At 66.5% G+C, this 20,581-nt stretch carries 14 protein-coding genes; 8 read left to right on the top strand and 6 right to left on the bottom strand.

Annotated features, from left to right (window positions below):
- Position 1: 1 nt before the first annotated feature.
- Positions 2-250: a hypothetical protein gene (locus tag KO539_RS20775; protein ID WP_219311377.1), complete on the top strand. Its 249-nt coding sequence runs from the start codon at positions 2-4 to the stop codon at positions 248-250.
- Here KO539_RS20775 and KO539_RS20770 read toward each other — a convergent pair.
- A complete protein-coding gene (locus KO539_RS20770; protein WP_219311375.1) occupies positions 240-3,119 on the bottom strand; it encodes an EAL domain-containing protein in 2,880 nt (959 codons plus the stop codon). The genes KO539_RS20775 and KO539_RS20770 overlap by 11 nt on opposite strands.
- Positions 3,120-3,273: 154 nt before the next feature.
- On the bottom strand, positions 3,274-4,050 hold the full coding sequence (locus KO539_RS20765) for a transferase spermidine synthase (protein ID WP_219311373.1): 777 nt from the start codon (positions 4,048-4,050) through the stop codon (positions 3,274-3,276).
- 165 nt (positions 4,051-4,215) lie between these two features.
- Between KO539_RS20765 and KO539_RS20760 the strand changes: the two genes are divergently transcribed.
- Entirely contained in the window at positions 4,216-4,491 is a 276-nt protein-coding gene (locus KO539_RS20760; RefSeq protein WP_035826809.1) for a hypothetical protein, read from the top strand.
- A gap of 37 nt (positions 4,492-4,528) precedes the next feature.
- The gene (locus tag KO539_RS20755) at positions 4,529-5,680 is read left to right on the top strand and encodes a diguanylate cyclase (protein WP_219311371.1); all 1,152 of its coding nucleotides are present in this window, start codon (positions 4,529-4,531) and stop codon (positions 5,678-5,680) included.
- 2 nt (positions 5,681-5,682) lie between these two features.
- On the opposite strand, the gene KO539_RS20750 is transcribed toward KO539_RS20755, so the two are convergent.
- Positions 5,683-6,651, bottom strand: coding sequence for an IS1595 family transposase (locus tag KO539_RS20750; RefSeq protein ID WP_219311369.1), 969 nt, complete (start codon positions 6,649-6,651; stop codon positions 5,683-5,685).
- A gap of 106 nt (positions 6,652-6,757) precedes the next feature.
- Positions 6,758-7,072 carry a hypothetical protein gene (locus KO539_RS20745; protein WP_219311367.1) on the bottom strand — a complete coding sequence of 105 codons (315 nt, stop codon included), beginning with the start codon at positions 7,070-7,072 and terminating at the stop codon, positions 6,758-6,760.
- A 320-nt stretch (positions 7,073-7,392) separates the two neighbouring features.
- On the opposite strand from KO539_RS20745, the gene KO539_RS20740 reads away from it, so the two are divergent.
- From KO539_RS20740 to fdhD, 4 genes are all read left to right on the top strand, one after another.
- Positions 7,393-8,475, top strand: a complete 1,083-nt coding sequence (locus KO539_RS20740) for a calcium:proton antiporter (RefSeq protein WP_219311365.1) — start codon at positions 7,393-7,395, stop codon at positions 8,473-8,475.
- 164 nt (positions 8,476-8,639) lie between these two features.
- Positions 8,640-10,097, top strand: a complete 1,458-nt coding sequence (locus KO539_RS20735; protein ID WP_176388314.1) for a Ppx/GppA phosphatase family protein — start codon at positions 8,640-8,642, stop codon at positions 10,095-10,097.
- Between the two features lie 101 nt (positions 10,098-10,198).
- Entirely contained in the window at positions 10,199-10,870 is a 672-nt protein-coding gene (locus tag KO539_RS20730) for a hypothetical protein (protein WP_219311363.1), read from the top strand.
- A 69-nt stretch (positions 10,871-10,939) separates the two neighbouring features.
- A complete protein-coding gene (gene fdhD, locus KO539_RS20725; RefSeq protein WP_219311361.1) occupies positions 10,940-11,767 on the top strand; it encodes a formate dehydrogenase accessory sulfurtransferase FdhD in 828 nt (275 codons plus the stop codon).
- Here fdhD and KO539_RS20720 read toward each other — a convergent pair.
- On the bottom strand, positions 11,757-14,066 hold the full coding sequence (locus tag KO539_RS20720) for an FdhF/YdeP family oxidoreductase (protein WP_219311359.1): 2,310 nt from the start codon (positions 14,064-14,066) through the stop codon (positions 11,757-11,759). The genes fdhD and KO539_RS20720 overlap by 11 nt on opposite strands.
- Before the next feature lie 144 nt (positions 14,067-14,210).
- Between KO539_RS20720 and KO539_RS20715 the strand changes: the two genes are divergently transcribed.
- Positions 14,211-14,972, top strand: coding sequence for a GNAT family N-acetyltransferase (locus KO539_RS20715; RefSeq protein WP_034786047.1), 762 nt, complete (start codon positions 14,211-14,213; stop codon positions 14,970-14,972).
- On the opposite strand, the gene KO539_RS20710 is transcribed toward KO539_RS20715, so the two are convergent.
- On the bottom strand, positions 14,905-20,373 hold the full coding sequence (locus KO539_RS20710; RefSeq protein ID WP_219311357.1) for a CHAT domain-containing protein: 5,469 nt from the start codon (positions 20,371-20,373) through the stop codon (positions 14,905-14,907). The genes KO539_RS20715 and KO539_RS20710 overlap by 68 nt on opposite strands.
- Positions 20,374-20,581: the final 208 nt, after the last annotated feature.

Genomic DNA, 20,581 nt, shown 5'->3' with positions numbered 1-20,581 from the left:
CATGAAGGAGAAGAGCATGGAGTGCCCCACCTGCGGCGAATATGGCGACCTGCTGCATGCGACCATCCGCAAAACGGGGCAACAGGTGATCGTTTGCTCGGAGTGCGATCTGTTGTGGGCGCATCCGCAACAGGATATCGATCCGGCCCGCGCATCGGATGTGGCGTCGTTTTTGGCGCAGGCTGGCATCGAGCCCGATTGGCAGGAGCTGCAATTGGGCGCCAGGGTGCCGCCGCCGGCTACAGCATGACGGGTGTTTCTTCCGCCCGCAGCAGGGCTTCCACCTCGTGCGCGGGCAGCGGCCGGCTGAAGTAATAGCCTTGCGCTTCGTCGCAGCCATGGCGGCGCAGGTAATCGAGCTGCTCCGCCGTTTCCACGCCTTCGGCCACCACGCGCAGTTTCAGATTGTGCGCCAGGGCGATGATGGAGACGACGATGGCCGCATCGTCCGCGTCGCGCGCCACGTCGCCGACGAAACTGCGGTCGATCTTCAGCACGTCGATGGGGAAGGTGCGCAGGTAGGCGAAGCTGGAATAGCCGGTGCCGAAGTCGTCGATCGACAGCTGCACCCCCAGCGCCTTCATGTCGTGCAGCTGGCTGACGGCCAGCGCCACGTCGTGCATGAACAGGCTTTCCGTCAGTTCCAGCTCCAGGCAGGCGGGCGGCAAGCCCGTTTCCTGCAGCACTTCCGCAATCGAGGCCACCAGGTTCGGCTCGTTGAACTGGCGCGCCGACAGGTTCACGGCCAGGCGCAAGGTGTCGAGTCCCGCCGCATGCCAGCGCTTCACCTGCGCGCACGCTTCGCGCATGACCCAGGCGCCGATCGGCACGATCAGGCCCGTGTCTTCGGCCAGCGCGATGAAGCGCTGCGGCGCCACCATGCCCAGGTCAGGATGCTGCCAGCGCAGCAGCGCTTCCACGCCGACGATGCGCCCGCTGGCCAGGTCCACCTGCGGCTGGTAATGCAGCACGAACTGCTCGCGTTCCAGCGCGTTGCGCAGCGCCGTCTCGATGCGCAGGCGCTCCAAGGTGGCCTGGTTCATGGCCGACGTGTAGAACTTGATGTTGTTGCGGCCCTGTTTCTTGGCGCAGTACATGGCGATGTCGGCCTGCTCGATCAGGTTCTGCGTTTCGCCATTCAGGGTCACGTCGCCGGGCGCGTCGTAGCGCGACATGTCGTACACGGCCACGCCGATGCTGCAGGTGACGAAGAATTCCTTGCCGTCCAATAGCACGGGCTGGGCCACGGCATCCATCACGCGCTGCACGATGGCGCCGCTGAGCACTTCGTCGGCCTGTTCGCACAGGATGGCGACGAATTCGTCGCCCGACAGGCGCGCCACCGTATCGCTTTCGCGCAGGCTGGCCTGCAATCGCGTGGCGATGGTTTTCAGCAGCAGGTCGCCGGCCTTGTGTCCGAGGCTGTCGTTGACGAACTTGAAACGGTCGAGGTCGATCAACAGCACCCACAAGGCGCGGTTCTTGCGGCGCGACAGAGCCATCGCCTGCGCCAGGCGGTCGCGCAGCAGCGCGCGGTTGGGCAAACCCGTCAGCACGTCGTGGTGGGCGATGTGCTGGATTTGCTGTTCGGCCAGCTTGCGTTCCGTGATTTCGGAGCCCGTGCCCCGGTAGCCGCGAAATTCACCGAGCTCGTTGAACAGCGGTTCGCCATTGATGCTGAACCAGCGCAGCTGGCCGTCGCGGTCCTGCATCGCATATTCGAGGTTGGAAAAGGGCAGGTGCGCTTCCAGGTTGGCGATATGCTGCTTGCCCCAGCGCGAATTGCGCATCTCCGGGTTATTGTCCCAGCGCGTCATGCCGATGAAGCGTTCCAGCGGCATGTTCGACTTGTCCGTGAAACCGCTGGTGATGTGGGTGAAGCAGAAATGGGCGTCCTGTTCCCAGTACCAGTCCGAGGACAGGGCCAGCAGGCGACGGAAGCGCTTTTCGCTTTCCTGCAAGGCGCGCTCCGTGCGCTGGCGCGCCCGCACGTCGGCGCTGAGCAGCTCGTTGCTGCGCTTGAGGTCGGCCGTGCGCTGCTCCACCAGCAGTTGCACGCGACGCGAGCGCTGCGTCAGCGACTGCACGAAGGCGGCCGTCAGCGTGCTGAACAGCAAGCCCGTGATCAGGGTAAACAATGACCCCAGATGGTCGGCCAGGAAGGGTCGCGGATGGGCCACCACGCGCACGTGCCAGGACCGGCCGGCGGACGTGAAGGCCCGGTCATAATGGCTGTGGTAGGCAAAGTGCAGCCAGCGCGGCAAGGACTCCCAGGCGCCGCCCGGCTCGTCGACGGGCGCCTGGCCGTGGCGGAAGATCAATTGATGCGGGTCGGCGCCGGCGTCCGCGTAGACACTGAGTTCAAGCTGGGAGTCGCCCAGCAGGTCGGCGCCGGCAAGGATTTTCTGCACCAGTTCCCCGGCGCGCACGATGACCGCCGTATCGCCGATCAGCGCCGCGCGCCGCTGCGCTATCGTTTGCAGGGGCACGCCGTGGCGGTAGACGGGACGCACGATGACGAAGCCCCGTTGCGGCCCTTGCGCCAGGGCCAGCAGGCCGGTGGCGGTGGTCTGGCCGCTGATGATCGCCTGTTCCAGCGCGCGCGCCAGCACGCCGCTCGGGCTGACGTTCAGGCCGAAGGCGGGGCCGTTGCCCTGCAAGGGTTCGAGGTAATCGACCACCAGGTAGCTGGCGCGCGTCGTGGCGGGCACGACGGCGCCATCGCGCATTTCCGTCATGGCGTAGCCGGGCACGATGCGCCGCAGTTCGGCCTCGAATGCAGGCCGTTGCGCATGCGGCACGATGCGGTGGAAATTGAAGGCCTGGATGAAGGGGTGGCGCTGCAGCAGCGGCGTGGTGAAGTCGTGGAACTGCTCGCGCGTGACGGGCACGACGGCGGCAAACAGCTGGTTCGTGGTGGTCAGCACCTCGACCGCGTCGTCGAGTCCCTGCTCGATGGCGGCCACCCTGGCGCCGGCGCGCTGCTGCAGGCTCAGGCCCATCTTGTCGTATTCAAGCTGGCTGATGGCGGCAAACAGCACGGCCGTCACGCTGACGCCGCAGGCAAAGGTCAGCGCGGCCGCGGCGGAAATCGACAATGGCAGGCGGCCACGCAGCATGGTTTTTCCTATCTCACTTCATGGACACATGGGTTCGGCGGCGCCTGCCGGCCCCACGCTGGCCGTAGTTTGTCATAAACCACTTCCATCATGCGAATTTTGCACCAAATCACTGCTAATAAGCAACAACATCTATGACGGGGGAAGACGACTTTCAGTCGTTGCCCGCGCCTGACTGGCGGCGCAGGCGCCATAACTGCCATGCCGGCAGCCAGCGGTTCAGGAAAGACAGGCCGGCCATCCGGCGCCAGCGCACCAGGCGCACCATGCGCATGGCGCGGCCGTCGGCGTCCTGGCCCGGCTCGGGCTTGGCGGCAAAGACGATGCGGTTATTGCCGGCGATGCCGTCGAAGTGGCACACGGCGCCGCGGAAAGTCAGCATCAGGCGCGCCAGCATGGCGGGATAGTGCTCGTCATAGCTGAACAGGTTGGCCACCAGTACGCCGCCGGGCAGCAGCGCGCGCAGGCAGTCCGCATAGAAGCGCGCGCTGCCCAGGGCCGGCGGCAGGCCCGTCTCGTCGTAGCCGTCGAGCAGCAGCACGTCGGCGCAGCCCGGATGCTGGCGGATATAGCTGACGGCGTCCGTCTCGATGACGCGCAGGCGCGCATCGTCGGGCGGCAGCATGAACTGCTCGCGCAGGGCGATCACGTCGGCGCGCAATTCCAGCACCGTGATGCGCGTGTCGGGCAGGTGGCGGTGGCAGAATTTCAGCAGCGAGCCGCCGCCCAGGCCCACCATCAGGATGTGCCGCGGGCGCGGCACGAACAGGGTAAAGCACATCATGGCGCGCGCGTAGCGCAGCAGCAGATGGTCGGGGCGCGACAGCAGCATTTCGCTCTGGATCATGCCGGGCTGGAATTCCAGGCGGCGCCGGTCGCCACAGGTATGCACCTGCGGAGCAGGCGGGGTGGTGCTTCTGTTTTCCGGCATGGGACGACTTCGCTGAGTGGACTGGGGGAGATGCTTTGTTGCATTCAGAGAAATCTGATAAGCTCCCGTGAGCATACCCGATTAATCCGCGCCGAGCATGCGTATATGTATATGCATACGGCGCGTGGCGGCACGGCTGCGCAGTCGGGCACCATGGAGACAAGCATGTTTTTGGACCACCCCATCATTACGGCGACGAACAGTTTTACGGAGCCTGACCGCATCGAGCGGTTGACGCGCGTGTACGGCTACGCGGCGGCGCTGGCCGACCAGGCCGGCAATGTCGGTTTCATTGAAAAAGTGGCGCAAATCCACGACCACAAGGGCACCCTCATCGTCTTCTGGCATGAAGTTCCCAGCGAAGTGGAAAAGCAGTATTTCGTGCAGGCCTGGGCCAGCAAGGTTGGCGACGGCAGTACCAATGTCGAGCACGAAATCTGAGCTGGCGTGCCGCGCCTGCGCGGCGACGGCGTAGCCCATGGATATCAAGACCCTGGTACTGGCCCTGGCGCTCGGCAATCTGAGCCTGTGCGCGGCCCTGTTCTTCTTCGAGTACGAGCGCAAGAAGTCGCTCAGCATGTCCACCTGGGCGGTGGCCAAGCAATGCCAGGCCGTGGCCTGGTGTCTGCTGTATTTCCGCGGCGTGCTGCCCGATTCCCTCTCCATCTTGCTGGGCAACAGCCTGCTGTTTGCCGGCATGGCGCTGGACGCGGGCGCGCTGTGGCAGGCGGCCGGGCGCAGCGGCTGGCGCCGCTATGTCTTGCCCGCGCTGGGTGTGTCGGTGGGGCTGTTTGCCGCCTGCTATCTGTTCGATGTGGCGCCGCTGTTGCGCAGCGCCGGTGGTTCGCTGATCGTGGCCGGTTTCTTCCTCGCCGGCGTGGCCGCGCTGTGCCTGAAATGGCGCGAGGCGAGCATGCTGCGCCGCTTCCTCGTCGTCAGCATGGGATTGCTGTCCTTGCTGATCGCCGCGCGCGGCGTGCTGGCCGCCACCATCCCGGCTTTTGATGCCGAGCTGCTGCAGCTGGCCGGCTTCGGCGCCCTGTACCTGATGATGCTGACGAACGCCTTCGGCTATTTGCTGCTGTCGCGTGAAAAACTGGGCGGCGAGCTGGCGCGCCTGGAAGTGCTCGACGCGGCCACGGGCGTGCCGAACCGGCGCGGCTTTTACCAGGCGCTGGCGCCGTGGATGGCGCTGGCGCGCCGGCCCGGCTTGCCCACGGCGCTGGTGGTGCTCAATATCGACCACTTCAAACGAGTCAACGACAGCTATGGCCATCCGGTCGGTGATGCGGTGCTGAAAACCATCGTCGACACCTGCCGCCAGCAACTGCGCGACAGCGACCTGATGGGCCGTCTGGGCGGCGCCGAGTTCGCCATCCAGCTGCCGCGCACGACCCTGGCCGATGCGCTGATGGTGGCCGAGCGCATCCGCGCCGCCGTGGAGGTGCTGCCCGTCAAGACGGAACGGGCCGTGCTGCAACTGACGGCCAGCCTGGGCGTGACCACCATCCGCGCGGAAGACAGCACCGTCAGCCTGTTCAAGCGGGCCGACGAGGCGCTGCAATCGGCCAAGCAGGCGGGCCGCAACAGGGTCATCGAGGCGCAAGCTGCCAGCACCCTCGATATTTAAGGCTATGTCACCGTCAGATGAGGGAATGCTCCCAGCGTTGCTTTCAATAATGTTTCTGGTGAACGGATGCGCCTGGCGTCGAGGATCCAGCGCCATCCCAAGTAGTTCGGCAAGTAGCGCGTCGCCACGCCGTGAAAGGGCTGCAGCCACTCGCGCAATCGGCTGTGATACGCGTTGACGTTCTGCACGTGGGCGGCGCCCTGCACGCGGATACCGCCGCGCAAGTTGACGGCCTGGTGGCTGATGCCCGCTTCCCTCGCAAAGGCCCGGTAGGCGGCGTGGCCATCGGTCACCAGCAGCACGTCCTTGTCGATAACGGGTAACAAGCAATGATGCAGCTGCGCTTTCGTCAACGCCCCTTTTCCCGTGACAAAATCGAGCGTCTGCCCCGTGCGGTCGCGTGCCACCAGGATGCAGACCTGTTCATTGGAAATGCCGCGCTTGTGGGCATGGCCGCCCCGGCAGCGGGCTGGACGCGTCATGTTTCTGGATCCCTTTTCCGATTCCAGCAGATATAGCTCGTCTGCCTCGGCGATACCATGCAGACCATGCGGCCGGTCCGTTTTTGCCAACGACAAAAACCGGTGGCGCCAGCGGAACGTGGTGTTGCGGTGCACGCCTAACTGTAACGCCGCCTTGCGCACGGAATCCGATGCCAGCAGGCAATCGGTGTAGTCGAGCCACAAGGTTTTATGGCGCAAGCGGGCCAACGGCGTGCCGGTGAGTGCATTGAAGGTGCGACCGCAGGGCACGCAGCGGTAGCGCTGCAGGCCGTGCGCATGGCCGTGCCGGTGCAAGTGCACCGAGTGGCAGGCGGGACAGGCCAATCGCAACTGCGCCACACTTTCCAGCAGCGCGACGGTCGCGTCGTGTGGAGAGTTACCTCGCAGCAGGGCAACGCCCGCCTGCCGCTGGCGCTGGCTCAAATGAGCAAACTGCGCGATAAAACTGATCCATTCGGCTGGCCGCATGATCTTCTGCTCCCTGTGAGGTGAGTATGCAGAGTCAGACAGCACGGCCACAGGAAGATTCCGACATTTCCCTACTTGCCGATGACAGAGCCATATTTAAATCGGATTATTTCTTGCGCGAGCCCAGCCAGCTCGGTTCCTTGCCGCATTCCTTGGGCAGGAACAGGGCATCGAGACCCGGATCGCAGCGCCGGTCAGGCGCCTTCATCGGCTCGACGGTCAGCCATTCGCTCTTGGGCAGTATCTTTTCTTCGCGTGGCGCCACGGGTGGCGCGGGCGGCAGGCTGTCTTGCCAGCGTGATTCCGCGGCAGGCGCGGGCGGGGTGGCCCAGTTCGCGTCAACCTGCGCTTCGGGCGCTGGCGGCGTGTCCGCGTGTGCGGCGGCGCACAGCAAGCTGCCGGCGAAGATGAGCCTGCGCATGGCTGTGCTGTTTATTGAAATCATCGTCTGTCCTTGGTTGGTGCCGCGAGGGCGGACTCCGCATTATGATGGCTGCAGGAAGCAAAAAACACAAGAAAATTGCAACGGCATGTTACTAAAGGGACTATAGTTACTGATAGCAAGCAGGTGCACTGCAGCAAGGTGGTTGAAAGGTGAGCGAGGCGCGGGGCGCCGGCACCCGAGCATGTGCATTCCCTAACTTTCATTTAAGCTAGGCAAGTTATGCTGTGGCATGCACGCCAGGCTGTCCTTTGCCGTTCGCACCGCAGTTCCCCTTTTTTACTCTTGCCAGGCCCATAATGAAAATGCTCAAATCCCTGCCTGTATGGCCGCTTGCCGCCCCGATTGCCGGTTGGCTGTTCCTGTTCGGTTCCACCTTCAATCTTGGCGGCGCCTACCAGATACTGCTGGTGGCTGGCCTGATCGGCAGCGTGCTGGCCGCCGTGTACCACGCGGAAGTGGTCGCCCACCGCATCGGCGAACCGTATGGCACCCTGGTGCTGGCGCTGGCCGTGACCCTGATCGAGGTGGCGCTGATCGTCTCGCTGATGCTGGCCGGCGGACCGGAAACGACGGGCCTGGCGCGCGACACCGTGTTTGCCGCCATCATGATCATTTTGAACGGCATCGTCGGCATCTGCCTGTTGCTGGGCGCCGGGCGCCATCGCGAGCAGACCTTCGGCCTGCTGGGCGTGAGCGCGTCGCTGGCCACCCTGGCGGCGATTGCCGTTCTGACCCTGGTGCTGCCGAACTACACCTCGAGCACCGCCGGTCCCTTCTACAATTCCAGCCAGCTGATTTTCATCGCCGTGATCTCGCTGGTCCTGTATGGCACCTTCGTGCTGGTGCAGACGGTGCGCCACCGCGATTACTTCCTGCCCAAGGAAGCCGTCGGTGATGAAGAGGTGCATGCGGCGCCGCCCACGCCCACGGTCGCCTGGGTCAGCGCCGGCGCGCTGCTGGTGTGCCTGGGCGCCGTGGTGCTGTTGGCCAAGTCGCTGGCGCCCGCGCTGGAGACGGCGATTGCGGCCATGGGCGCGCCGAAAACCCTGGTCGGCATCGTCATCGCCGCCATCGTGCTGCTGCCCGAAGGCCTGGCCGCCGTGCGCGCCGCGCGTGCGAACCGTCTGCAAACGAGTCTGAACCTGGCGCTCGGTTCCGCGCTGGCCAGCATCGGCCTGACGATACCCGCCGTGGTGGTGGTGTCGCTGGCCACGGGGCTGACGATTACCCTGGGACTCGACATCAAGTCGACGGTGCTGTTGCTGCTGTCGCTGATGGTGGCCACCCTGTCGCTGGGCACGGGGCGCACCACGGTCATGCAGGGCACGGTGCACCTGGTGATTTTCGCTGTCTATCTGTTCACCACCATCGTGCCGTAAACGTCGCCGCTGCGCGACTTCTTGTCACAATCCTGTCACGCCGCTGTCATACGATGGGGGTAGTGTGGTAGGATTTTTAAATCGTTTAAATGATTTATATAGTTTAGCAACTGAGTTTGCCAACTTTTTCAGTTGGCATTGCAATGACAAGACAAGAGGCCAGTATGTATGCAGCGGTGGACCTGGGGTCCAACAGTTTTCGTTTACACGTCGGCAAGCATGATGGCGACACGATCCGCGTGGTCAAGAGCGTGCGCGACCCGATACGCCTGGCCGCCGGTCTGGACGCCAATGGCGACCTGACCGAAGCGGCCATGCAGGGCGCGCTGGCCTGTTTGCAGCGCTTTCGCGCCATCCTCGCCGGCTTCGAACTCGATGCCGTGCGCGTGGTGGCCACGTCGGCCATGCGCGTGGCGCGCAACGGCGCCGTCTTCCTGCCGCTGGCCGAGCAAGCCATCGGCCATCCGATCGAGATCATCTCGGGCGAGGAAGAGGGGCGCCTGATCTACATGGGCGTGGCCAATGCGCTGGCCATACCCGGCGAACGCCGGCTGGTGATGGATATCGGCGGCGGCTCGACGGAACTGATACTGGGGCGCGGCAACGATATCGAGCGGGTGGAGTCGTTCAGCCTGGGCACGGTCAAGCAAAGCCTGTCGTTCTTCATCGGCGGACGCATCGACGCGCCGTCGTTCGAGGCCGCCATTTTGTCGGCGCGCAGCCACTTCGAGGATGCGGCGCCGCCGTATCATCCGCAGCACTGGAAGACGGCTTACGGCTCTTCCGGCACCATCCGCACCATCGCCGACATCATCGCCCGCAACAAGCTCGGTGACGGCTTGCTTACGAGCGTCAGCCTCGACGCGCTGGCGCGCCGCTTCATCGAACTCGGTCACACCAGCCGCATCGACATGCCCGGCTTGCGCCCCGACCGCGCCAGTACCATCGTCGGCGGCCTGGCCATTTTGATCGGCCTGTTCCGCGAACTGGCCATTCCCGCCATGACGCCGATCGAGGCGGGTTTGCGCATGGGCGTGATGTGGGATTTGTACCTGCGCTCGACCAAGCGCGACCGCCGCGAGCAGTCGGTGCAGGGCTGCATGGAGAAATTTCATATCGACCAGCAGCGCGCCGGCCGGGTGGCAGAGCAGGCGCTGGCCATGTATGCGCAGCTCAAGCCCACCTCCGACGCCCTGGTGAAATGCCTGCGCTGGAGCAGCCTGCTGCACGAAGTGGGCCTGGCCGTGTCGCAGACTGGCTATCACAAGCATGCCTCCTACATCGTGGAAAACGCCGACTTGCCAGGTTTTACCACGCGCGAACAGAAGACCATGAGCCGGCTGATCCTGGCGCAGAAGGGCAACTTGCGCAAGATCGGCGAAGTGCTGTCCGACCCTGATTTCGCCAAGGCCGTGCTGGCCCTGCGCCTGTCGATCCTGCTCATGCATGCGCGCATCGAAGCCGATTTCAGCGAACTGCGCCTGCGCATGAAGAGCCGCATCGAGCTCGATATCAAGCGCGGCTGGGTGGCGCACCATCCCACCGTGTCGTTCTGGATCGAGAAGGAGCAGGAATTCTGGGATGAGGTGGGCGTCGATTTCACCATCCGCGCCAGCGCATAGTGGGTCATTGCACCATGCCGTGCGCATGACTTGATGTGCAGCAAGCAATATTTTTAAAAACAGTATATATTGTTTATATTATTTATTAGATTGGAAAATCCATGACCAAAACCGTCCCAGCGAAAAAAGCCGACAGCGCGCCCGTATCGATGTTCCCCACCAGCGCTTCGATCAATGCGGCAGCGGCCAAGGCCGCGCCAGCCGCCAAGCCTGCAGCCAAGCCAGCCGTGAAGCCTGCGGCCAAGCCGGTGGCAAAAGCCGCCGTCAAGCCGGTCGCCGCCAAGCCTGCGGCAGCGAAACCAGTAGCAGCGAAACCAGTAGCAGCGAAAGCTGCCGCAGCCAAGGCGCCCGCCGCCAAGCCGGCGGCCAAGGCCGTCGTCGCCAAAGCCGTTGCCAAGCCAGCGGCCAAGGTTGCCGCGAAGCCCGCCGCCAAGCCTGCAGCGAAAGCCGCCGCCAAACCGGTAGCGAAACCGGCAGCCAAAGCGGCCGCCAAGCCTGCGCCAGCGAAAAAAGCGCCGGTCGCCAAGGTCGCCGCCGTCAAGGAAAAAGCCCGCAAGCCGAAACTCGTGCGCGACAGCTTCACCATGCCGGAAGCGGAATATGAAGTGCTGGGCCAGGTGAAAAAAGCCTGCCTGAAGGCCGGTTTCGAGATCAAGAAAAGCGAATTGCTGCGCATTGGCGTGGCGCTGATCAGCCAGATCGACCTGGCCACCCTGCAAAACGTGCTGGCCGGCTTGCCGCAGCTGAAAACGGGCCGTCCGAAGAAGGATTGATGGCGCGGGCAGGGGCCGCACCCCTGCCTGGCCGTTCTGGTTTACCATGGGGCTTGTGATAGTTCCCCCATGGTTGCCATGTCAGAAGATACAGAGATCGAACGCGCCGGCTTCGTCGAGCGCGCCATCGTCCGCCACCAGGCGGGCGTTGCTACCCCCGTCATCGACCACGTCGCCGAGGAAATCCCCGTCGCGCTGGTCTTCAATGGCATTTCCCACGTCGTCATGATGGCCACGCCGCGCGATCTGGAAGCGTTCGCGTATGGCTTCGCGCTGACGGAAGGCGTGGTCGCTTCCGCCGATGCCATTTTCGACTGCGAAGTGTTCCTGCGCGCCGATTCGGCCGAAGTGGCGTTGAGCATCGCCCAGGAAGATTTCGTGCGCCTGAAGGACCGGCGCCGCCAGCTGACGGGCCGCACGGGCTGCGGCGTGTGCGGCATCGACAGCATCGACATGCTCGACTTGCAGCCGCAAGCGCTGCCGCCGTCCCTGATCCACGTCGACTTGCCGGCCGCACTGGCGCGCGCATCAAGCGGCTTGCGCGAGCGCCAGGCGCTGATGCGGGAAACGGGCGGCGTGCACGCGGCCGCGTGGTGCACGCCCGACGGCGATATCGTGCACGTGTTCGAGGACGTCGGCCGCCACAATGGCCTGGATAAATTGATTGGCCATCTGGCGCTGCACGATATCGACATGCGGCGCGGCTTCGTTTTTCTGTCCAGCCGTGGCAGCTACGAGCTGGCGCGCAAGGCGGCGCGCATGCAGATCCCGCTGCTGGCGACGATTTCCGCCCCCAGTTCACTGGCCATTTCCATCGCCACGCAGGCGGGCATGAAGCTGGTGGGTTTCTGCCGCCAGGATGCCTACGTCGATTACACGCCAGCCATCACGCTTTAACTGCACTGCGTTGCAGCAGCACGGGCACGGACTTCGACGTGGGCGTGCCGGCGCCGTCGGCCGTGCTGGCCAGCGGCACCAGCGCGTTCGTCTCGGGATAATACGCGCCCAGGCAGCCGCGCGGGATGTCGTAGGCGACGAGACGGAAACCGTCGGCGCGGCGCGCCACGCCATCGTCCCAGGCGCCGATCAAGTCCACCAGTTCGCCATCGGCAAAGCCCAGCATGGCGATATCTTCCACGTTGGCGAAGACCACCTTGCGCGTGCCGTACACGCCGCGGTAGCGGTCATCCATGCCGTAGATGGTGGTGTTGTACTGGTCGTGCGAGCGCGTGCTCATCAACACCATCAGGCGCTTGCCATGGCGCGCTCTAGCGCGGTGCAGCGGCGTATCGCGGTCCAGCGGGGCGACGAGGAAGCTGGCCTTGCCGCTGGCTGTCTTCCACACGCGCTCGCGCGACGCCACCGTCAAATGAAAGCCGCCCGGCTGCGCCACCCTGGCGTTGTAGTCGTAAAAGTCGTCAAACACCTTTTCGATGTCGTCGCGGATGCGCGCATAATCGGCCGCGTACGCGCGCCAGTCGACCAGACTGCTGCCCAGCGTCGCTTCGGCCATGCCGGCCACGATGGCCACTTCCGAGCGCAACTGCGGCGAAGCGGGCGCATTGCGGCCGTACGAGATATGCACCATGCTCATCGAGTCTTCCACCGTCACGCCCTGCGCCACGCCGTGCTGCAGGTCGATCTCCGTGCGCCCCAGGGTGGGCAGCAGCAAGGCTGCCTTGCCGATGACCAGGTGGCTGCGATTGAGCTTGGTGGCCACCTGCACCGTCAGCGCGCACTGGCGCAGGGCGGCAAAGGTCAGCGGCGTGTCCGGCGTGGCGGCGGCGAAATTGCCGCCCAGCGCGATGAACACTTTTACTTCCCCGCGCCGCATCGCTTCGATGCTGGCCACCACGTCGTGGCCATGCGCGCGCGGCGGCGCAAATCCATACACCTGGCCCAGGCGGTCGAGGAAGGCCGCTGTCGGCTTTTCCTCGATGCCCACCGTGCGGTCGCCCTGCACGTTGGAGTGGCCGCGCACGGGGCACAGCCCGGCGCCCGGCTTGCCGATCTGCCCGCGCAGCATCATCAGGTTCGACAGCATGCGGATGGCCGCCACGCTGTGCTTGTGCTGCGTCAGGCCCATGCCCCAGGTGGCGATGATGCGCTGGCCATGAATAAAAATGTCCGTCAGCGCCTCGATCTGCGCGCGCGCCACGCCCGATTCTGCCACGAGCAGTTGCCAATTCTCTGCGCGCAAGTCGTCGCGGAAGGCGTCGAAGCCGCTGCAGTGTTCTGCGATGAAGGCGTGGTCGATGACGGCGGGCCTGCCTGCCGCCTGCGCCGCATCGTCATGTTCGACGACCCTCTTGGCGACGGCCTTGATCAGGGCGAAGTCGCCGCCCAGGGTAGGCTGGACGAACAGGCCGGCCAGGCGCGTGCTGCCCAAGGTTGCCATTTCCAGCGCGCTTTGCGGGTCCATGAAGCGCTGCAAGCCCCGTTCGCGCAGGGGATTGATGGAAACGATGCTGCCGCCGCGGCGCGCGCAGTCGCGCAGTTCGCCCAGCATGCGCGGGTGGTTGGTGGCGGGATTCTGGCCGAAGATGAGGATGGTGTCGGCCAGTTCGAAGTCGGCCAGCGTCACCGTGCCCTTGCCGATGCCCACCGTGGCCGGCAAGCCGCGGCTGGTCGCCTCGTGGCACATGTTGGAGCAGTCGGGGAAGTTATTGGTGCCGTACAGGCGCGCCATCAGCTGGTACAGAAAGGCGGCTTCGTTGCTGGCGCGGCCCGACGTGTAGAACGCAGCCTGGTTCGGGGCGGGCAGGGCGCGCAGGTGGCGCCCCACGAGGGCATAGGCGTTATCCCAGGAAATCGGCACATAGCGGTCGCTGGCAGCGTCGTACACCATCGGTTCCGTCAAACGGCCGTGCTGCTCGAGTGCGTAGTCCGATTGTTGCAGCAGCTGCGTGACGGTATGGCTGGCGAACAGCTCCGGGCCGGCGCGGCGGCTGGTCGCTTCGGCGGCGACGGCCTTGGCGCCGTTTTCGCAAAAGGCAAACGTGGAAGCGTGGTTGCGGTCGGGCCAGGCGCAGCCGGGACAGTCAAAACCGTCGGGCTGGTTTTGCGCCAGCAGCGCCTTCAGGTTCCCGGGCGCAACGCGCTCCTGGCGCAGGCTGATGGCCACGTGTTTCAGGGCGTCCCAGCCGGCGGCGGGCTTGGTGTAGGGCGTGATGTGGACGGCGTCGGTGTCTTTCATGGGCTCTTTGGGCTGGGCGAGTGTGGTAATTATGCACGATCCCCGAATGACATTGACTTGCGTCACGGAAATGACATTCGGCTGTCATTTTCCTGACATATTAGACAAGTACGCTGGAGTCGTCTTGATCACAGGGATGAAACCATGCAGAACATAATCGCATCAAACGAAGCCAAGGCCCGTCCGGTCCAACTGGTGCTGAGCCAGGCCACTACCGCGGCGGAAGTGCGCGAAGTCCAGCGTTTGCGCTACAAGGTGTTTATCGAAACCATGGGCTTGACGTCGCTGGCCAACGCCGATGGCCTCGACAGCGATGAATTCGACGCGCACTGCGACCACCTGATCGTGCGCGATGCCGATACCCTGAAAGTGGTGGGCACCTACCGCGTGCTGAGCGCGGCCAAGGCGGCCAAGATCGGCCGGCTGTATTCGGAAAACGAGTTCGACCTGAGCCGCCTGAAGAATTTGCGCGGACGCATGGTCGAAGCGGGCCGCGCCTGCATCCACCCGAAATACCGGGGCGGCAGCGTGATCATGCTGCTGTGGTCGGGCCTGGCCGAGTACATGCGCCGCGAGCGCTGCGACTACCTGGTCGGCTGCGCCAGCATCAGCCTGGCCGATGGTGGGCATAACGCCGTCGCCGTGTACCAGGCGCTGGCCGAAAAGCACATGGCGCCAAGCGAATACCGCGTCACGCCGCACCTGCCTTTCCCCATCCACCAGGTGGAAGCGGCGCACAAGCCGCAGGTGCCACCGCTGATCAAGGGCTATCTGCGTTCGGGCGCCTGGATTTGCGGCGAACCGGCCTGGGATCCTGATTTCGAAAGCGCCGACATGTTCATGATGATGCCGCTGGCGAATCTGGACGAGCGCTATGCGCGCCATTACGGCGTGGTGCCTGGCTAAGACCGACGCCGGGAAGTGAGGCCTGCAACTGGCTGGCCAGTGCCTGCACGGCGCTGCGCAAGCCGGTGTCCGCGCTGTCGGGCGGCAGCAGTTCAAGCAGGAAGCGCAGCGGCGCCGTGATCGTTTCGGGTTCGCCGATGCTGCCGTGGCGCCGCACGGCGTCGTGGTACAGGGCCAGGAAGGCGGCGCGCGCGGGCGCGTCGAAAGGCTGGCCGTCCGGCACCTGCCACAGGGCCGCCAGCAGGGCGGCGCGCACGGGGGCGCCGGCGTCGATGGCGCGGTGTTCGTCCGCGTGGCGCTGGCGCGCATAGGCGATGGCGTCATGCAGCAAGTCGCCCAGCTGCGGATCGAGCGCGCGCCAGGCGCCGCCGTCGCCATGGGCTTTCAGCAGCAGGGCGCCCGCCAGCACCTGGAAAATCAGGTCGCAGTCGGCCACGCCGCTGCGCCGCCGCGCTTCTTCCAGCGCGGCCAGGCAGGCATCCGTCATGGCGCGCAGTGCCGGCGCGCCGGAGCTTCCTTCGGTGCAGGCCAGGCGCGCCTGCAAGGCCCAGTAGCGTCCCAGCAGGGCCAGGCGCTGCGCCGTGGGCGCCAGCGCCACCAGCAGATCGATATGCTGTTTTCCATCCTGCAGCAACTGCCGTCCCTGCGCCATATCGGGCACGGCCGGCACCTCGATGCCGGCGCCCGCATCGAGCCCGCACAGGGCCGCGCCCTGGCGTATCTCCAGTTCCGCCCAGTGCGCCAGCGCGCGCAAGCCCACCTTGCCGTCGGCCGCGCTGTGCGCCGCCCGATAGTGTTCGATGGCGCGCAGGGTATTCTCCAGGCCACCGAGACCGGCGCGCGCGGCGGCCATGTTTTCGCGGATGTCGGCGCAGCCGAAGAAGCGCGCGCGCACGGCTTCTTCGATGCTGCCCAGCTTTTCCTCGATGGCCGCGCGGCGCGCAGGATCGGCGCCCGCCAGGCGCGCGTGCAGGGTTTCCAGGTCGGCCAGCAAGTGGCCGTGGTAGTGGTAGTCGGGCGCTTGCCAGGGGCGGCTCTGGGTATTCGGAAAGCGGTAGCGGTCGTCGCCATACGCCTGGTAGGCGCCCCAGGTGTTCGAGGCCGGAAACTGCAGGTAGGCCGCCTCGCGCGCCAGGCGCACGGCGTCGCCGAAGTATTCGCCGCTCAGCATGGCGTGATAAAAGCTGTGCGCGAAGATGCTGGCCGCCTGGTCGTCGATGCGCCAGCCGGCCGCGATCACCGCCTGCGAGCCCATTTCAATGAAGGCCGTGGCCAGGCTGGCGGCCAGTTTCGACCACGGTGCGATGGCGTCCGGGCGCATGTCGCCCAGGTGGCAGCAATTGATGAAGACGAATTGCGGCACGCGCTTCAATTTACCCACCTGCGCCGCCGTCAGCCGCGTCTTCGGTCCCAGCACCAGGCCCGTATGGGCGATGCCGGGACCGGCTACTTCGCCGTGGCCGGCCAGGTGGATGGCGAAATAGCGCTCGTCGAACAGGTGCACCAGCACGCGCTGGGCCTGCGGGCGCAGCAGCGCGCGCACCTGGTAGCCGTACGCGCCGAACATGCGCGCCACGTCCTGCGCCTCGGCTTGCGCGCCGGGCAGCTCGGGCAGACCGGAATCGGTGTCGCCGATCACCAGCACGCTGTTGCTGGGCGGGCTGACGGCGGGCGGCTGCTCGCGCAGGCTGGCCAGCTGGCGCACCATGCCGATGCGCGTCGACAGCGGGCTTTCCTCGCTGCCCGCCTCGTCGCGCATCAGCTCCCACGGATAGATGGCGGCGCTCTGGTCGACTGCCAGGATCAGGCCGCGCATCTCGGGGATGGCTGCCTTCAGGCCATTGGGCAGCATCAGTTCGTACAGGGCGCGCGACAGGCCCGGCTGGTCGGTGGTGTTGTCGGTGGCGTCCATGATCAGGCCGTCGACGGCTTGCCGCTGGTTCGGCTCTTCGTCGACGCTGTTGTGCGCGCGGTCCGTCAGCACGGTGAAGCGCAGGGCGCCGGAGAGATCCGCGGCGACGATCTGCACGCGGCGCCAGCCATTGTCGCCGCTCAGGCTGGGCAGGATGCGCCGGTAGCCGCCCGGGCTGTGGCGGATGCGCCGCTCGAACGTGAAGCTGCCTTGGTAGCGCGCCTCGGCCATGATCTGTTCGATGGCCACGGCGGCGGCGATGGCGCGCGCCTCGGACTGTTCGTAGATGGCGATGTGGCCGATGCGGCATGCCATGCCCGCGTCTTCCAGGCGCCGGTTGGCGCTGCGCGCGCCATCGATCAGGGCGCGCGCGCACAGGGCGATGCTCAAGCCGCCATAGCCGGATCCGGACAGCAGGCTGGCCACGCGCAAGCCGTGTTCGCCCATCGGCGGCGCGGCCACATGGCCGGCGGCGCGCACCTGCAGGCAGACGCACGCGTATTCGAGCAGGCCGCCGGCAAAGGCGCGCGCCAGTTCGCCCGGCGTCAGCTCGCCCAGCGCGCCCAGGCCGATGACGATGGCGCCGCCGGGCCGGCGCGCCGCATCGGGCTGCAGCACCACGAGGGCGGAGTCGGGGCGCTGCGGAAAGCGCCCCAGCGCGTGGATTTCCTGCAGCTTGCCGGCCAGCAGGCGGTCGAGAAAGCTCATGCTGCCGCGCAGCGATTCGGAGGCGTAGCAGCCGCTCATGACGGGCGCGTCGGCCGAGGCCATGCTGCCGTGGATGAGGGATAGGCTCAGCTGCGGCGCGCGGCTTTCCGGCGCGCTGGCGGGGCCGGCGGCGCCGATGGCCGCGTCGAGCAATTCCTGCGGCTGCGGGTATAGCGGCGTGGCGTCGGGGGCATATGGATGGAAGCGGGGCGGTATGCCGCCGGGCGCGTGCGGCGGGTGGCGCGGCAGGGCGGCGGCCTGGCCGCTGTCGAGCAGCTGCGCGATGGCCGGGTAGTAGTCCTTTTGCAGCAGCAGGTCGCCGTGCGCCACCGGCAGGTAGCAGGCCGCCACGCCGTCCGGCACCGCGCCTTGCCAGGCCGTGCGGCCATCGCCGTCCGGCGACCAGGCCGTCTCGATGCCGCCGTCGCGCAGGCGCAGCGCCACCGGCGTGGCGGCGCAGCCCGCCAGATAGCTGCAATGGCGCGCGTCGAGCGGGGCCGCTTCCAGCAGGGCCACGGTGGCGCGCGCCGCAGCCAGCGCCTGGGCCTCGGGCGCCTGCCAGCCGCCGGGCAGGCCCGCTTGAACATCGCCTGCAGCCAGCCGCGCCCAGGCCTCGGCATCGAAGTAGTCGATGCCGCCCGCCTGCGGCCACGGCAGCATGTCCAGCACGCCGGGAAAGGCGCGCACGAAGCCGAGGAACTGGCGCCGCGTGTGCTTCCAGCCGATCCAGCAGGCCAGCATCTGCACCAGCCGGTCGCGTCCCAGCAGCACTTGCACCATCGCCTGCGTGCCGCGGTTGGCCGTACCCACCTGCAGCAAGCGGCTGCCGGGCAGGGCGCCGAAACGCTGCCAGCGGTCTTTCAGGGCCAGGCGCGCCACCAGCCCGCCCATGCCGTGGGCGACGATGCGCAGCGCTTGTCCGCGCTGTTCCGCGTCGCGCATGGCGTCGTCGAGCACGGGCAGGAAGGCGTTGCTGGAGTGCTGCAGCGACAGACGCCAGTCATAGGTAAAGGGCCGCACTTCCTGGCTTTGCGCGAGAAAACGGGCAAATGGTTCGTAGCACGATTCGATCCAGCCGGCGCTGACGATGTGCGGCTGGCCCACGGCCAGGCGTTCGATGCGCCCTTCGACGAGGTTGACGGGGTCGAACCAGATGCGGTTGCTGCCCACTTGCAGGTGGCTGCCCATGATGTCGGGCAGCAGCAGCACGATCGGTGCGTGGGCGCGCCGTTTCGGCACTTCGCCGCCGCGCGCCAGCGGGCCGTGTTCGATGCCGGGCAGCGGCAGGTAGGCCGTCTCGTCGCCAGTGAGCGCCTGCACGGCGGCCTGGCCCGACGGCGCGCGCTCGAAGTAGTTCAGGTGGTGCGCGTGCGGCCCGCGCAGCAGCAGTTGCCGTACCGGCGTGCTGCGCGTGGCGCCGCCGGCCATCGAGGCGCAATTGACCACCAGGTCATTCTGTCCGCCGTAGAGCTGGTCGTCGAGGCAGTCGCCCAGCCAGCCCAGCAGGCCATCGCCGCTGCACGCGCCGGCCAGCACATGCAGCGGGCTGGCCACGCGCACGTCGGGCGCGTTGAGCAGCGCCACCAGGGGCGAGTCGGGCATCATCGCTTCGAGGCCCGGCAGGATGCGCGCATCGCAGCGCTGCCGCACCACGGCCAGCAGGAAAGCCATGGCGCCGTCGGGTACGCCGCCGTGCAGCAGCAGATTGAACATCACGCTGGCCCAGCGGTCGAGCCGGCCCGACATCAGGGTGGTGCCGCGCGCCGGGCAGGCCACGCGCACGAAGCGGGCGATGCGGATGGCGCGCGTTTTGAGTTCCACGCTCAGTGCGCGCAGGCGCGCCGCATCCGCGTCGTGACCGGCGCGTCCGCCCAGCCGCGCCTGCGCCGTGAAGTGGTCGATATCATGGCTGTTGAACGCTTCGCCGCCCACCGTGTTTTCGCTCAGCCGCTCCAGGCCGTCGCCGGCCAGGTCGACGGCGCCGCGGCTGTCGATGCGCTGCGCGCGCGCCAGCAATTCGCCCACCAGGCCGCCGCGCGAATGGCTCAGGAGGTGCAGGACGGCGCCGTGCGGCAACTGGCGCACGAGGGTCAGCGCATTTTCGATGGGGCTGTCGCTGAGGCTGCGGTGCTCATAGCCATAGATGCGGTTGCCGTATTGCGCCGCCAGTTGCGGCGCCAGGCCGTTGCGCCACAGGCCGGCAAAGCTGCGCTGGGTCGACGAGGCCGTGCCGTGCAACAGCAGCAGCACCGGTTCCGGCCCGGCGGGCAGGCTGGCGACGGCCGTCATGCTGCCCGCCTCGATGCCGCAGCGGTACAGGCCCAGGCGCTGGTCCAGTTGGCGGTCCTGAAAGGCGCCCGCCGCCGCCAGCGCCGTCATGGCGGCGGCGCCGCAGCGGTACACGCGCACGGCCCGCAGCATCCAGGCGCCCAGGCCGTCGCGGCTGGCGCCGGGCGGCTGGCGCGCCGCCTGCGGGCGCAAGGCCAGCCCCACTTCGATGCTGGCGGGGGCGCCGTCGCGCGGCAATGTGGCCGGCCCCAGGTAGCGCGGCAGGTCCAGGCTGCCAGCGAGCAGCGAACTGCCGTCGCACAGCAGCAGTTGCACCACGTCGTCCGGGCCGATATCGAGGGCGATGCGGCAACTGCCGATGCCGCGCGCGCCGGACAGCACGTGGGTGTCGGCATGCCAGCCGGGCGCGGCGGGGCAGTCGCCGGCATGGGCGAGGGGATCGCGCGTGAGCGTCAGGCGCAGCACGGGCGGCGCAAGAGGATCGCTGGACATGCGGTTGGGATCGCTGGTTAAAAGCTGACCTTGATGCCTGCGCGGACTATGCGTGTTGTGTCAGATCAAGTTTGAGTGGAAATACAGGGGGAGAAGCGGGGAGGGCTGGAGCGGGAAGGCAGAGAAACGGTCAGCATGGTTTGGGCTGGGTCTCTTCGCTATCGTGCCCGGTTGTGGTGCGGTGGGCGAACTGCGCGAATTGTATGGC

Source organism: Janthinobacterium sp. NKUCC06_STL (assembly GCF_019345455.1).
Lineage (GTDB): Bacteria > Pseudomonadota > Gammaproteobacteria > Burkholderiales > Burkholderiaceae_D > Janthinobacterium > Janthinobacterium rivuli.
Note: the sequence above shows the minus strand (reverse complement) of the source record. Positions and strands in the feature narration are given on the sequence as shown.